We start from the raw sequence: 12,953 nt of genomic DNA, 5'->3' as shown, positions 1-12,953 counted from the left end.
ATTTGATGGAGCAACCTGGAATACCCCGGGCTGCTTGCCCGGGCAGGGGCAAAATTACCGGAAACGACCCATACTTTCTCATTAATTCTGAGCGGAAACCCCGAGCGGGCATATGTTTTGTTCCATTTAGGGGCACTTAAACCATCACAAATGAACGTCCACTTTTTCGTCCCCGTTGCCGCCTCCCTCCTGCTGTTGGGCGCCTGCCAGTCGGGCGACCGTTCTAAAAAATCCGCCCCTGCCTCTTCGGCCGATACCGTGTCCACGGGCAGCGAGGCGGTGACCCTGCCGGCACCCTTTGCCACGGAAAACGCCACTAAGTTCAGCGACGTCATCGGCTGGCCCGCGGGCAAAACGCCCTCCGCCCCTGCCGGCTTTACCGTCAGCCGCTTTGCCGGCGACCTTCAAAATCCGCGCTGGGTGTATATCGGTCCCAATGGCGATGTGTTCATTGCCGAAGCCAGCACCGAGAAAGGGATCGTTAAAAAGGTGAAGGACGAAATTTCGGGCAAGGCCGATGCCAACACCAAAAAAGGCAGCGCCGACCGCATTACGCTGCTCCGCGATGCGGACGGCGACGGTACGCCCGAAGTCCGCGGCATTTTCCTGGAAAACCTGAACCAGCCCTTCGGCATGCTGGTGCTGGGCAACAGCTTCTACGTGGCCAACACCGACGGCATTTTGCAATACCCTTACCAGCCGGGACAAACGAAGATCACGGCCGCGGGCAAAAAGATCCTGTCGCTGCCGGCGGGCGGGTACAACAACCACTGGACGCGGAACCTCTTTGCCAGCAAGGATGGTAAAAAGATATACGTGGCCGTGGGCTCGGCCTCGAACGTGGGCGAGCACGGCATGAAGGAGGAAGAGCGGCGGGCCTGTATTTTGGAAATCAACCCCGATGGGACGGGCGAGCGCATTTTTGCCTCCGGCCTGCGCAACCCGCAGGGGATGGCCTATGCCCCGGGCACCACTACGCTGTGGACGGCAGTGAACGAGCGCGACGGCCTGGGCGACGACCTGGTGCCCGACTACATTACCAGTGTGCAGGAGGGCGGTTTCTATGGCTGGCCCTATGCCTACTGGGGCGCCCACGAGGACCCGCAGTTTGAAGGCGACAAACGGCCCGACCTGGTGCAAAAGTCGAAGGTGCCCGAAGTGGACATGGGGGCACATACCGCTTCGCTGGGACTGGCCTTTGATGAAAAGGGCGCTTTGAGCGGAAAATGGGCCGGCGGCGCTTTTGTGGGGCAGCACGGGTCGTGGAACCGTTCCGAGCTGGTGGGCTACCAGGTGGCGTTTGTGCCCTTCCGTAACGGGAAGCCTTCCGGCAAAAAAGAGCCTTTCCTTACCGGCTTTATCGCCGACACTGCCTCGGGTAAGGTGTACGGCCGCCCCGTAGGCGTAGCCTTTACGGCCAAAGGCACCCTCCTGGTCACCGACGACGCCGGCAACACGGTCTGGCAGGTGAAGAGCACGAAATGGTAGCCCTGCGGAAAAATGTGTACGTTCACCTCATTGAACGAAGGAGGTTATACCCTAAAATATGAAACAACGTGATAAAACAGTTGACGTAAAGATCAAAGCTTATAACAACGTCTACAGGCAACAGGTATTGACCACCTGGGAGAGATCCGTAATTGCTACACATGATTTTTTGACGCAACCCGACTTTGAAGAAATCAAGAAACTGGTATCCTCCATAGACTTCCACCAACTGCAGGTATATTGCCTGACAAACAAAGACCTGGTACTGGGCTTTATTGGCGTAGCCGACAAGAAAATTGAAATGCTTTTTTTAAACCCTGAGTACTTTGGCCAGGGACATGGACAAAGACTCCTGAACTTTGCTGTCAAAGAACTGGGTGCGGACAAGCTTGATGTTAATGAACAGAATACAAAAGCCCTGAAATTCTATCAAAAATTTGGGTTTGTGATAATTGAAAGAACGGACAAGGACGACCAAGGAAGAAACTATCCACTTTTGAGAATGAAATTACCATGCCTCGATAGCCAAGTCCCTTACGGATAACATTGCAAATGCAAAAGATAAAACCACCAAAAACAGAATAATATGACCGTTGCCTGTACCGACAGCAAATCGTTCCGGCTAACTGACAATGAACAGTTGTTAGGAGCATTGCACTATAAGAATTTATTCTCGTATAACGCTGAAATAACCCTGGCAAATTCCGACCGTTATGAAATTAAACCCGTTGGTTTCTTCGGAACAAGTATTACCGTAACAAAGAACGAAAGGGAAGTGGCCAACTTGAAAATGAACTGGAAAGGTCAAATCATCCTGACATTTCAAGAGGGACAGGAATTTGTTTTTAAGGCTACAGGTGTATTCCACAACAAATATGTAATTGAAAACAAAGAGAGGGAAAAACTCATTCAGTTTGATCCTAAATTCAATTGGGGTAAATTCAACTACAACTACGAGATTTCGTATGACCATAAGCCCCAGGACATTTTATTTGTTTTGCTTGGTGTTTATGCTTCAAACTATTATATAGCCGTCGTGTCCGGCGGAGCTGCAGGATTAGCATAGGTCAACGGCAGAAAAGCAAACTATTGCAGGGCAAATGGCGGGGTTTCCGGTGACTTAAACTGGACCGGGGTATTACTGCCAACTTCTCACTATTTTAGCGGAAAGACTCATCCATGACGATTCAACGATTTTTTTCCGGCGTCCTGCTGGCAGGCGCCCTTTCGCTTTTCGCTTCCTGCGGCAATAACGAGCAGGCACAAACGCCCTCCGAAGGACAGCAGGAACAAACTCCCGACATTAAAGAAGAAGCCGTAACCTACACCTCGGGAAAAGATACCCTGAAAGGCTATGTGGCCTATGACGCCAACCGCAAGGAGCAGCTGCCCATCGTGCTGGTGGTGCACGAGTGGTGGGGCCTGACCGAATACCCGAGAACCCGGGCGAAGCAACTGGCCGAACTGGGCTACCTGGCCTTTTCGGCGGATATTTACTCCGGCGGGAAATTAGCCCCCACTCCCCCGGAAGCCCAGGCTGCAGCCACACCGTTCTACCAGAATCCCCAGCTGGCCAAAACCCGCCTGGACGCAGCCCTGGAAAAGGCCAAGTCCTACCCCCAGGCCGATACGGCCCGTACAGCCGCCATTGGCTACTGCTTCGGCGGCGCCGTAGTGCTCAATGCAGCCCGGCTGGGCGCCAACCTCGACGGGGTCGTAAGCTTTCACGGCAACCTGGTGGGTACACCTGCCCGCAAAGACCTGCTGAAATCGGCCATCCTGGTATGCCATGGCGGCGCGGACAACTTTGTCCCGGACGCGGAAGTCGCTGCCTTTAAAAAGAGCATGGACTCCATCGGGGCCGATTACACCTTCAAGGTCTACCCCGGCGCTACCCATGCTTTCACCAATCCCAATGCCACCGAGGTCGGCCAGAAATTCAACATGCCCGTCCGCTACGACGCACAGGCCGATTCCGCCTCCTGGAACGACATGAAGGAATTCTTTGGAAAGATCTTCCATTAATCAGGGAATTGGTTAATTGGTTAATTGATTAATTTGGGCGAACCCTGCTTCTTTCAATAAACAGAGAGCACAAAAAAGGTTCGGGACTTTTTAATAGTTCCGAACCTTTTCTTTTTTCAGAGCCTATCATCGGCATCAGGTCATAGGGGCTATTGGGCCCCTCCACGAACCAAAAATCCCGATAGAAGCAACCGCCGGACCCTGCAATTCTATTACAGATGACCTTACTGGCGAAGGAAAAGAACTTTAAAAAAATCTCCCATTGATGTTTCCCTTCTTCCATGATTGCCGGATTATCCTAATACAAAGCGCGAATGAAACGGCACACGAAACGAAGAATCAAAGAACACCAGGATAGAAAATAATTAAATCAGCCATTTCGCTCCCAGACGTCTGCATCGATCGATCCTCTTGCTGCACCACCACTCCCGTACTCCGCTTCCTGCCCTCCCTGTAACACACCCTTCTTTCAAAAACCCTTCACCTTCTAAACAACTTTTTTATGAAAGCATTAAAAGCTTCTGTATTTGCCCTGTTATTAAGCGGAATGTACCTGACCTCCTGTCAGAAAGATCATGATCAGCAAATGGATACGCCTGTGGCTGCCAACAGCACCAAAGCCAATAACCCTGGCTCGGACCCTGCCGCCATCAAGATCAAGGAACCCGAAAAGCTCTTTGAGCGCACCCTGAAAGTTTTTGATGCCTCAAAAACCAAAAGCACCACCCTGCGCCTGCGTGCCTCCAGCCAGAAAACCCTCGATGGGCTGAACCTGAACGATATGCAGTTCACCCTGGTGGCCACCCCCTCTAACCTGCTGCAGCAGTCCGCCGCCCCCACCTCTTCCAAGGAAAAAGGAGGCACGCTGTTCTCCCAACTGGGCGCTACCAGGGATAGCAAAAAAGCCCAGGACCTGACGATCCCTGAAAACGCCATTGCTATGGACTTTCCCGATGCGAAGAACGAGCCGGTATCCATAGAGGTGAGCAGCAAGGCCAAAGCCAACCTGTCGAGCACCGATCCGGCCGCACAGGCCCTGGCGACTTCTTACCTGTACCTGAGCGGCACCAACTGGCGCCGTGTGCAGGTGACCAACCTGGGCTACAACGCGATCTACACGGCCTTCTACTACCATTACTGGGGTTATAAGTACTACTCGGGCTATGCCTATACCCTCTACAACAACGGCTGGTCGTACTACTACAACTGCAACTACTCCGTTGGTGTGAACCTGACCTTCTACGGTGCCTACCGCTACCGTTACACCTGGTGGTCGAATTGCTACTAACCTGCCCATTGTTCCCCCGGCTTTCCCGATACCAAAGACGGCAACCTGTTCCACAGGCTTGCCGTCTTTTTCTTTTTCCCGGCTCCTGTGATCTGCTGGTTGCAGCCCCTTCCTTTTCAGGCGGCCCCTCCTAATTCCCAATGAACCAATTAACCAATTCCCTCCATCTCCCATTCCGCATAGGAATCCCTGGTTTCGTACAGGCGCAGCGAACGCAGCACTACGCCCCTGGGCAGCGAAGCCCGCAACTGCCGGGCAATGTACAGGAGCAGGTTTTCGGCCGAGGGCTCGGCGGGAAATATTTCAAGGTTGGACAACTGCCCCATCGGACCGTACTGTTGGAGGTAGGCGGGGGAAAGAAATAATTGGTGGTCCATGTGGCGCAGCACCACCGACTGCACCAGCTCCTTCAATTGCCGGAAGTCAATGACAAAACCCGGCGCGGGCACGTATTCATCGGTGAAGGAAGCCGGCTGCACCGTTACATGCAGCTCGTAGGAGTGCCCGTGGATGTGGTGGCAGGGACCCTCATAGCCATGAAGGGCATGCGCCATTTCGAAGCGGACGATTTTCGTAACCTTTAGCATCTGTAGTGTTCTCTCTTTGTTTAGCAAAAAGCGCCGGCGAAGTTAAACGGCCCCGGGCTGCCGAAAGTTGCTGAAAAACAGCCTGCCGGCATGACGGAAGTCATAAAGATGCGCCCCTAAAGAACCTTTCTTTGGCGCCATCAAAGGAGATCCCGTTATCGGAAAAGACAGATGGCGTTCCTACCGGGCAGATCCTGTAAACATCATAAAGCTATGACCGAATCCATCCTCCAGTTCCTGAAAAGTCAGAAGGCCGCCACCATCGCCTGCGTGGACGAACAGAACCGCCCTTATTGCTTTAGTTGCTTTTTCGCCTTCGACGGCAGCAGCCACCTGCTGTACTTCAAATCGTCGTATTCCTCCCACCACGCGCAGCTGCTGCTGCGCAACCCGGTGGTTTCCGGCACCGTCCTGCCCGACAAGCTGAACCCGCTCGCCGTCCAGGGCCTCCAGTTTACCGGCACCGTGCTCCACCCCGACGCCCCGGCCGATGCCCGCGCCACCGGCGAATACTACAAAAAGTTCCCGCTCGCCCTGGCCCTGCCCGGCGACGTATGGACCCTCCGGCTCGACTCGGTAAAAATGACCGACAGCTCCAAAATTTTCGGCAAAAAAACACTTTGGAAACGCGAAGAAGAGCCTTCCTGAACAACCCGGACTTATACTTTCTATACCTACTTACAACAGAGTTATGCAGCACCTATCCCCACATACCTTTCACATACCCGTTATGGGCCTGGCCTACACCATCGACTCGCCGGTAAAGGTGGCCCGCTTTGGCATCACCTCCACCATTTCCATCACCGCCGACCGCCTGATCGAAATGATGCGCCGCTATTATTACGGCCTGCTGGAAACGCCCTATATCCCCATCTCCGCCCGGGAGGAGGACTACCGGGCCCGCCGGATCACCGATTACCTCAACCTGGTGAACCGTATGGTGAAAAGCCAGGTGGAGCAACTGAAGGCCTCGGCCTTTAAAACCGGCTCGGACATCCACCGCTACTTCGAGCTGCTGCCCGAGGACAGTGCGCTAAAAGGCCTCTACCGCCGCCTGCTGCAAACAGAAGATGAAGGGGAACGGTCTTCCCTGGAAACCCTCCTGCGCGAAGGGATCGTGCCGGGCAGCATCGACGTGAACATCATGACCAAGGTGGACAAGGACAATGTCGACGGCAGCGGCGCCCCCCTCCCCGACGGCTCCGACGCCCTGGCGGCCCTAAGGGGCTATGCCCAAAGCGACCTCACGAACTCTTCCATCATTTTTTCCGCCGGCCTGAACCCGCGGCTGTACAATTACCTGGAAAAGCTGCCCCAGTTCGCCCCTAACGAACAGGGGGCATTTGATAAGAAGGTGGTGATCAAGGTCAGCGACTACCGTTCGGCCCTGGTGCAGGGAAAATACCTGGCAAAGAAGGGCATCTGGGTAAGCGAGTTCCGCATCGAGTCGGGCCTGAACTGCGGCGGCCACGCCTTTGCCTCCGACGGCTACCTGCTGGGCCCTATCCTGGAAGAATTCAAAAGCAAAAAGGCGGAGCTGTCCGCTTCCCTGTTCGACCTGTACCAGGCGGCCGTCCGGGCAAAGACGGGCACGGCCCCCGCTGCCCCCTACCCCATTGCGCTGACCGTGCAGGGCGGCATCGGCACCGCCGAGGAAGACCGCTTCCTCCGCAACTACTACGGCGTGGACAGCACGGGCTGGGGAACGCCCTTTTTGCTGGTGCCCGAAGCCACCACCGTGGATGCGGAAACCCTGGAGCTGCTGTGCGCCGCCACGGAAGGGGATGTGGAGCTCAGCCGGAACTCCCCCCTGGGTGTGCGCTTCCATTATTTAAAAGGCACTTCTTCGGAACGGGAAAAAAAGGCCCGCGCCCAAAGGGGCCGGCCGGGCAGCCCCTGCACCGAAAAGCACCTGGTGTCCAATACCGAATTCACCAGGGAACCCATCTGCACCGCCTCCCATAAGTACCAGCAGCTGAAGCTGGCCCAATTGCAGGCGCTGGACCTGCACCCCGACGACTACCGCAGGCAGGAAGCCGCCGTGCTGGCGAAGGAATGCCTGTGCGTGGGCCTGAGCAATGCCGCCGCCTCGGCCTATGACCAGGTGCTGGTCAAAAACACCGAAGGGGTAACCATCTGCCCCGGGCCCAACATCGCCTATTTTTCCCAACAACTGTCGCTGCAGCAGATGATCGACCACATCTACGGGCGCCAGGACCACCTGGGCCAGCCCGACCGGCCGCATATGTTTATCAAAGAACTGCAGCTGTACGTCGCTTATCGCACCGAGCTGCAGGCCGAGGAAGCCGCCGCCCCCGACGCCAAAAAGGCCCGGTATATCCGCGACTTCACCGCCCGCCTGCTGGAAGGCATCGGGTATTACCGCCAGTTGTTCCAAATAGAGGAAGGGCTGTCAGCGGCCACCAGGGCGCAGGTCCTGCACGAACTGGACCAGTGGGAAGCCGGGCTAAATAGCTGATCCTTTAAAAAGATGAGCTTGATTGTAGTCATACGATTTATTATAGCAATCATGCGCTTTTTTTGCCCGTCCCCCCCATCTTTGCAACAAACTTTAACGCTGCCGATATGTCCAAAACGATTTTCATTGCTACCGCCGAACCGTACAGCGGCAAATCCCTTGTCGCACTGGGACTGGTGAACATGCTGTTAGGCGAAGCCAAGCTGGTAGCTTATTTTAAGCCCATTATCAGTTCCGATCCCCGTGAGAAGAAAGACATCCATATTGAAACAATCGTCAATCATTTCAACCTGCCCCAGACCTACGAGGACACCTATGCGTGCACCCGCCAGGTGGCTATGCAGCAGATGGAGTCGGAAAGCCAGGGCCAGCTGATCGAGACCATCATCCGCAAGGTGAAGAAGCTGGAAGACTCGTATGATTTTACCGTCATCGAGGGCAGCGACTACCAGGGCGAGAACACCGCCTTCGAGTTCGACGCCAACGTGACCATCGCCCGCAACCTGGGCGCCCCTGCCCTGCTGGTGGTATCCGGGGAAAACAAGAGCACCGCCCAGGTGGTGAACTCCGTGGTGACGGTCTACCGCAACTTCGAAGCCCGCGAGGTGCAGGTGCTGGCCGTGGTGGCCAACCGGGTAGCCCCCGGCCAGGTGGAGGATGTGCGCGAGCTGCTGTCCGCCCAGCTGCCGGCCGGCCTGATCCTGTCGGTGATCCCCGAGGACAGCAACCTGCAAAGCCCCACCATGAAGGAAATCCACGAACAGTTGGGCGGTAAGCTGCTGTTCGGCGAGAGCCTGCTCTCCAACCAGGTGAACAACTTCGTGACCGGCGCCATGCAGGTGCCCAACTTCCTGCGCCACCTGAAGGAAAACGTGCTGATCGTGACCCCCGGCGACCGTGGCGACATCATCATCGGCGCCCTCCAGGCCAACATGTCGGCCTCCTACCCCAAGGTGGCGGGCATCGTGCTCAGCGCCGGCTCCGAACCCGAAGAACCTATTATCAAACTGATCGAAGGTCTGCAAACGGTCGTGCCCATCATCGCGGTAAAAACCGGCACGTTCAATACCATTACCCAGATCGGCTCCATCCGCTCCCGCATCACCCCCGACAACACCAACAAGATCGAGCTGGCCATCAACACGTTTGAAAAATACGTGGACGTGAAGGCCCTGTCCGATAAAATGGTGACCTACAAACCGGAAGGCATTACCCCCCACATGTTCCAGTACCAGCTGGCCAAGTGGGCCAAGGGTCAGAAAAAGCACATCGTGCTGCCCGAGGGCAAGGACGACCGCATCCTGAAGGCTGCCGCACGCCTCATCAACCAGGAGATCGTCGACCTCACCATCCTGGGCGACCCCCGCGAGATCGCCGCCTCCATCAAGCGCCTGGGCCTCGACCTGGACATCAGCCGCCTGCGCATCGTCAACCCCGCCGAAGCGGAATCCTATAACGATTACGTGGAAACGCTCTTCGAGCTGCGCAAGAGCAAGAACGTCACCCTCGAAATGGCCCGCGACCTCATGACCGACGTGTCGTACTTCGGCACCATGATGGTGTATAAAGGCCACGCCGACGGCATGGTGTCCGGGGCGGTGCACACCACCCAGCACACCATCAGGCCCGCCCTGCAGTTCGTAAAGACCAAGCCGGGGATTTCCACGGTTTCCTCGGTCTTCTTTATGTGCCTGCCCGACCGGGTAGCGGTGTTCGGCGATTGCGCCGTAAATCCGAATCCCACGGCCGAACAATTGGCCGAGATTGCCATATCTTCGGCGGAGAGCACCAGCCGCTTCGGCCTGGAGCCGCGGATCGCCATGCTGTCGTACTCCTCGGGTACGTCGGGCGAAGGCGCCGACGTGGAAAAGGTGCGCCGGGCAACAGAAATCGTCAAGGAAAAACGCCCCGACCTGAAGGTGGAAGGACCTATCCAGTACGACGCCGCCGTAGACCCCGTGGTGGGCAAGCAGAAAATGCCCAACTCGCAGGTGGCCGGCCAGGCCAGCGTGCTGATCTTCCCCGACCTGAACACGGGCAACAACACCTACAAGGCCGTTCAGCGGGAAACCGGCGCCCTGGCTATCGGGCCCATGCTCCAGGGACTGAACAAACCGGTAAACGACCTGAGCCGCGGCTGCACCGTGGACGACATTTTCAATACCGTGATCATTACGGCCATCCAGGCGCAAAACAACTAAAGAGTTTGCGAGTTTACGGGTTTACACGTTTACGAGTGGGTTGACACCAGATGTCCATTGACCATTGACCTATTAATCACACAAGCATGAACATATTTGTAGTTAACTGCGGAAGCAGTTCCATTAAGTACCAGCTCTTTAAGATACCTTCTGAAAAGCCGATCTGTACCGGGCTGGTAGAGCGCATCGGGCTGGAAAATTCCGTCATCACGCACAAGGTCTTTACCAACGATGGTGAAAACGTCATCAAGCGTACGCTGGACCTGCCCGACCACGAGGCGGGCCTGCAGGAAGTGAACCACCTGCTGACCGAACCGGGTATCGGCGTGATCCAGAACACCGACGACATCGACGTAGTGGGCCACCGCGTGGTGCACGGGGGCGAAACCTTCTCCACCACCATGGAAGTAACGCAGGAAGTGCTCGACGAGATCAAGAAACTGGCCATGTTGGCGCCCCTGCACAACCTGGCCAACTACCAGGGCATCAGGGTGGCGGAAAAGATCTTTGCCCGCGCCCGCCAGGTGGCGGTGTTCGACACGGCCTTCCACCAGACCCTGCCCGAAAAAGCCTTCCGCTACGCTATTCCCAACTCGTTCTACGGCGACTACGGCATCCGCGTGTACGGCTTCCACGGTACCAGCCACAAATATGTCAGCGAAAAAGCGATTGCCTACCTGGGGAAAAAGGAATCGAATATCGTTACCATCCACCTGGGCAACGGCTGCAGCATGGCGGCGGTGAAGAACGGCAGGTGCATCGACACCAGCATGGGCCTCGGCCCGCTGGACGGCCTGATCATGGGCACCCGCTGCGGCAACATCGACGCCTCCGTGGTCTTCCACCTGGTGGAGCAACTGGGCTACGACATCGAACAGGTAAGCGCCCTGCTCAACAAGCGCAGCGGCATGCTGGGCCTCACCGGCTTCAGCGACATGCGCGACATCACCAAGGCCATGGATGCCGGCGACGCCAATGCCCGCCTGGCCTACGACATGTACGCCTACCGCATAAAAAAGTTCATCGGCTCCTATGCCGCCGCCCTCAACGGCCTCGACGCCATTGTGTTCACCGCCGGCGTAGGCGAGAACGATGCGCTGATCCGCGAACTGATCTGCAGCGACCTCGAATTCTTCGGCATCACCCTCGATACCGAAAAGAACAAGGTGCGCTCCGGCGAGATCCGCGAGATCAATACGCCCGAAGCCAAAGCCAAGGTGCTGGTAGTGCCCACCAACGAAGAACTGGAAATTGTAAAACAAAGCGTGGAACTGCTTCAAGGCAAGCTCACGAGCTCACAGGTTCACTAGATCCAGCCTACTGTCCAATGATGATTCACGATATAAATTAAATCCACACATGATCACGAATGTAAACCTTAATACCCGCCTGATGCATCCGCGCGACCAGATCACCCTGGTGATCGGGCGCATCTACAGCCGGGGGCTGACCACCACTTCCGGGGGCAACATCTCCATTATCGACGAGAACGGCGACATCTGGGTCACCCCTTCCGCCATCGACAAGGGCTCGCTGCTGCCTGCGGACATTGTTTGTGTAAAGAAAGACGGCACTATCGTAGGGCGCCACAAGCCTTCTTCCGAATTTCCTTTCCACAAAGCCATTTACCAGTCCCGCCCCGATATTAAGGCCATTATTCACGCCCACCCGCCGGCGCTGGTGTCCTTTTCCATCGTACGCGAAATCCCCAATACCAACATCATCTCGCAGGCCAAGCACGTGTGCGGCCCCATCGGTTATGCCAAGTACCGCCTGCCGGGAAGTTCGGCCCTGGGCGAAGTCATCGCCGATGAATTTGTAAAGGGCTTCAATGCCGTGATCATGGAAAACCACGGAACGGTGGTGGGCGGCGCCGACCTGTCAGAAACCTTCAACCGCTTTGAAACGCTGGAGTTCTGCGCCCGCGCCACCCTCTTCGGCAACCAGGTGGGAAAGCCTTCCTTCCTGACCGACGAGCAGATCGCCGCCTTCGATGCCCAGCTGCCCGGACTGATGCCGGAAATGGATTCCGTGGAGCACCCCTCCGATGAAAAGGAAAAGCGTATGGAAATCTGCCAGATCGTGCAGCGCGCCTGCAAGCAGGGCCTGATGATCTCCTCCTACGGTACGGTCTCCTGCCGCTGGAAAGGCAACGACTTCCTCATTACGCCCACGCAAACTCCCCGCTGGGACATGCAGCTGGAAGACATCGTGCAGATCAGGGACGGCAAACGCGAGCCCGGGAAAATCCCCAGCCGCACCACCTACCTGCACCAGCACATTTACGAGCAGCACCCCGAGATCAACTCCATCATCCTCACCCAATCGCCCTACCTGATGGCATTCGCCGTTACCGGATCGGAGTTCAACGTGCGGACCATCCCGGAAAGCTGGATCTTTTTGCAGGACGTGCATTACGTGAATTTCGGCGAGCACTTCGAACGCAAAGACAAAATTGCCGGCATGGTGTCGAAAAGCAACCCCGCCGTGCTCATTAAGAACGAATGCGTGCTGGTAACCGGCGACAAGCTGCTGCAAACCTTCGACTACCTCGAAGTGGCCGAGTTCAGCGCCAAATCGCTGGTGATGTGCGCTCCCATCGGCCAGATGGTCCCCATCAGCAACGACCAGGTGGAAGAACTCCGCGCAGCGTTTCTGAAATAGGCAATTGACAATAGACAATAGGCAAGGATGAATGGCCAATCATCAATTGGCAATTGGCAATCGACAATAGACATTGGTCATTGGTCATTCATCTTACGCAACTAAAAAAAACTTTACGCCACCCTAAAAACCAACCCCCTCCCCCTTCCAACGAACTCGTGAACCTGTAAACACGTGAACTCGTAAACTTCCCTCAATTAGCCTACCTCGAAAAAGTCAGT

The 12,953-nt window shown here is 56.0% G+C and carries 12 protein-coding genes; 10 read left to right on the top strand and 2 right to left on the bottom strand.

Translation table 11 applies throughout. The features are described from left to right. Nucleotides 1–150 precede the first annotated feature (150 nt). The 4 genes from V9K67_RS16385 to V9K67_RS16370 all read left to right on the top strand — a co-directional run bounded on the left by V9K67_RS16385 (nucleotide 151) and on the right by V9K67_RS16370 (nucleotide 3,513). Nucleotides 151–1,488 (top strand): PQQ-dependent sugar dehydrogenase, encoded by a 1,338-nt coding sequence (locus V9K67_RS16385; protein ID WP_336724200.1) that lies wholly within the window; start codon nucleotides 151–153, stop codon nucleotides 1,486–1,488. 58 nt (nucleotides 1,489–1,546) lie between these two features. Next, nucleotides 1,547–2,032 carry a GNAT family N-acetyltransferase gene (locus V9K67_RS16380; RefSeq protein WP_336724198.1) on the top strand — a complete coding sequence of 162 codons (486 nt, stop codon included), beginning with the start codon at nucleotides 1,547–1,549 and terminating at the stop codon, nucleotides 2,030–2,032. Between the two features lie 42 nt (nucleotides 2,033–2,074). Continuing rightward, the gene (locus V9K67_RS16375; protein ID WP_336724196.1) at nucleotides 2,075–2,554 is read left to right on the top strand and encodes a hypothetical protein; all 480 of its coding nucleotides are present in this window, start codon (nucleotides 2,075–2,077) and stop codon (nucleotides 2,552–2,554) included. Between the two features lie 113 nt (nucleotides 2,555–2,667). Beyond that, nucleotides 2,668–3,513 carry a dienelactone hydrolase family protein gene (locus V9K67_RS16370; protein ID WP_336724194.1) on the top strand — a complete coding sequence of 282 codons (846 nt, stop codon included), beginning with the start codon at nucleotides 2,668–2,670 and terminating at the stop codon, nucleotides 3,511–3,513. 28 nt (nucleotides 3,514–3,541) lie between these two features. Here the strand turns inward: V9K67_RS16370 and V9K67_RS16365 are convergent, their stop codons facing one another. Continuing rightward, on the bottom strand, nucleotides 3,542–3,796 hold the full coding sequence (locus tag V9K67_RS16365; protein ID WP_336724192.1) for a hypothetical protein: 255 nt from the start codon (nucleotides 3,794–3,796) through the stop codon (nucleotides 3,542–3,544). 219 nt (nucleotides 3,797–4,015) lie between these two features. Here V9K67_RS16365 and V9K67_RS16360 point away from each other — a divergent pair, with 219 nt between their 5' ends. Further along, nucleotides 4,016–4,801, top strand: coding sequence for a hypothetical protein (locus tag V9K67_RS16360; protein WP_336724189.1), 786 nt, complete (start codon nucleotides 4,016–4,018; stop codon nucleotides 4,799–4,801). Nucleotides 4,802–4,950: 149 nt separating this feature from the next. Here V9K67_RS16360 and V9K67_RS16355 read toward each other — a convergent pair whose 3' ends face one another. Next, nucleotides 4,951–5,388, bottom strand: a complete 438-nt coding sequence (locus V9K67_RS16355) for a 6-pyruvoyl trahydropterin synthase family protein (protein ID WP_336724188.1) — start codon at nucleotides 5,386–5,388, stop codon at nucleotides 4,951–4,953. Between the two features lie 213 nt (nucleotides 5,389–5,601). On the opposite strand from V9K67_RS16355, the gene V9K67_RS16350 reads away from it, so the two are divergent. From V9K67_RS16350 to V9K67_RS16330, 5 genes are all read left to right on the top strand, one after another. Continuing rightward, nucleotides 5,602–6,036 (top strand): pyridoxamine 5'-phosphate oxidase family protein, encoded by a 435-nt coding sequence (locus V9K67_RS16350; protein ID WP_336724187.1) that lies wholly within the window; start codon nucleotides 5,602–5,604, stop codon nucleotides 6,034–6,036. Between the two features lie 43 nt (nucleotides 6,037–6,079). After that, nucleotides 6,080–7,867, top strand: coding sequence for a hypothetical protein (locus tag V9K67_RS16345; RefSeq protein WP_336724186.1), 1,788 nt, complete (start codon nucleotides 6,080–6,082; stop codon nucleotides 7,865–7,867). A 107-nt stretch (nucleotides 7,868–7,974) separates the two neighbouring features. Continuing rightward, entirely contained in the window at nucleotides 7,975–10,068 is a 2,094-nt protein-coding gene (gene pta / locus V9K67_RS16340; RefSeq protein WP_336724185.1) for a phosphate acetyltransferase, read from the top strand. 86 nt (nucleotides 10,069–10,154) lie between these two features. Next, nucleotides 10,155–11,378 (top strand): acetate/propionate family kinase, encoded by a 1,224-nt coding sequence (locus V9K67_RS16335; protein WP_336724183.1) that lies wholly within the window; start codon nucleotides 10,155–10,157, stop codon nucleotides 11,376–11,378. 49 nt (nucleotides 11,379–11,427) lie between these two features. Then, nucleotides 11,428–12,732, top strand: coding sequence for a class II aldolase/adducin family protein (locus tag V9K67_RS16330; RefSeq protein ID WP_336724182.1), 1,305 nt, complete (start codon nucleotides 11,428–11,430; stop codon nucleotides 12,730–12,732). Nucleotides 12,733–12,953: the final 221 nt, after the last annotated feature.

Source organism: Huijunlia imazamoxiresistens (genome assembly GCF_037132455.1).
Lineage (GTDB): Bacteria > Bacteroidota > Bacteroidia > Chitinophagales > Chitinophagaceae > Flavisolibacter > Flavisolibacter imazamoxiresistens.
This window is presented reverse-complemented; position numbering and strand designations above follow the sequence as displayed.

Bases quoted from the DNA above. Each gene is read 5' to 3' on its own strand.
- V9K67_RS16385 (WP_336724200.1), top strand. From the start codon at position 151: ATGAACGTCCACTTTTTCGTCCCCGTTGCCGCCTCCCTCCTGCTGTTG.
- V9K67_RS16380 (WP_336724198.1), top strand. From the start codon at position 1,547: ATGAAACAACGTGATAAAACAGTTGACGTAAAGATCAAAGCTTATAAC.
- V9K67_RS16375 (WP_336724196.1), top strand. From the start codon at position 2,075: ATGACCGTTGCCTGTACCGACAGCAAATCGTTCCGGCTAACTGACAAT.
- V9K67_RS16370 (WP_336724194.1), top strand. From the start codon at position 2,668: ATGACGATTCAACGATTTTTTTCCGGCGTCCTGCTGGCAGGCGCCCTT.
- V9K67_RS16365 (WP_336724192.1), bottom strand. From the start codon at position 3,796: ATGGAAGAAGGGAAACATCAATGGGAGATTTTTTTAAAGTTCTTTTCC.
- V9K67_RS16360 (WP_336724189.1), top strand. From the start codon at position 4,016: ATGAAAGCATTAAAAGCTTCTGTATTTGCCCTGTTATTAAGCGGAATG.
- V9K67_RS16355 (WP_336724188.1), bottom strand. From the start codon at position 5,388: ATGCTAAAGGTTACGAAAATCGTCCGCTTCGAAATGGCGCATGCCCTT.
- V9K67_RS16350 (WP_336724187.1), top strand. From the start codon at position 5,602: ATGACCGAATCCATCCTCCAGTTCCTGAAAAGTCAGAAGGCCGCCACC.
- V9K67_RS16345 (WP_336724186.1), top strand. From the start codon at position 6,080: ATGCAGCACCTATCCCCACATACCTTTCACATACCCGTTATGGGCCTG.
- pta (WP_336724185.1), top strand. From the start codon at position 7,975: ATGTCCAAAACGATTTTCATTGCTACCGCCGAACCGTACAGCGGCAAA.
- V9K67_RS16335 (WP_336724183.1), top strand. From the start codon at position 10,155: ATGAACATATTTGTAGTTAACTGCGGAAGCAGTTCCATTAAGTACCAG.
- V9K67_RS16330 (WP_336724182.1), top strand. From the start codon at position 11,428: ATGATCACGAATGTAAACCTTAATACCCGCCTGATGCATCCGCGCGAC.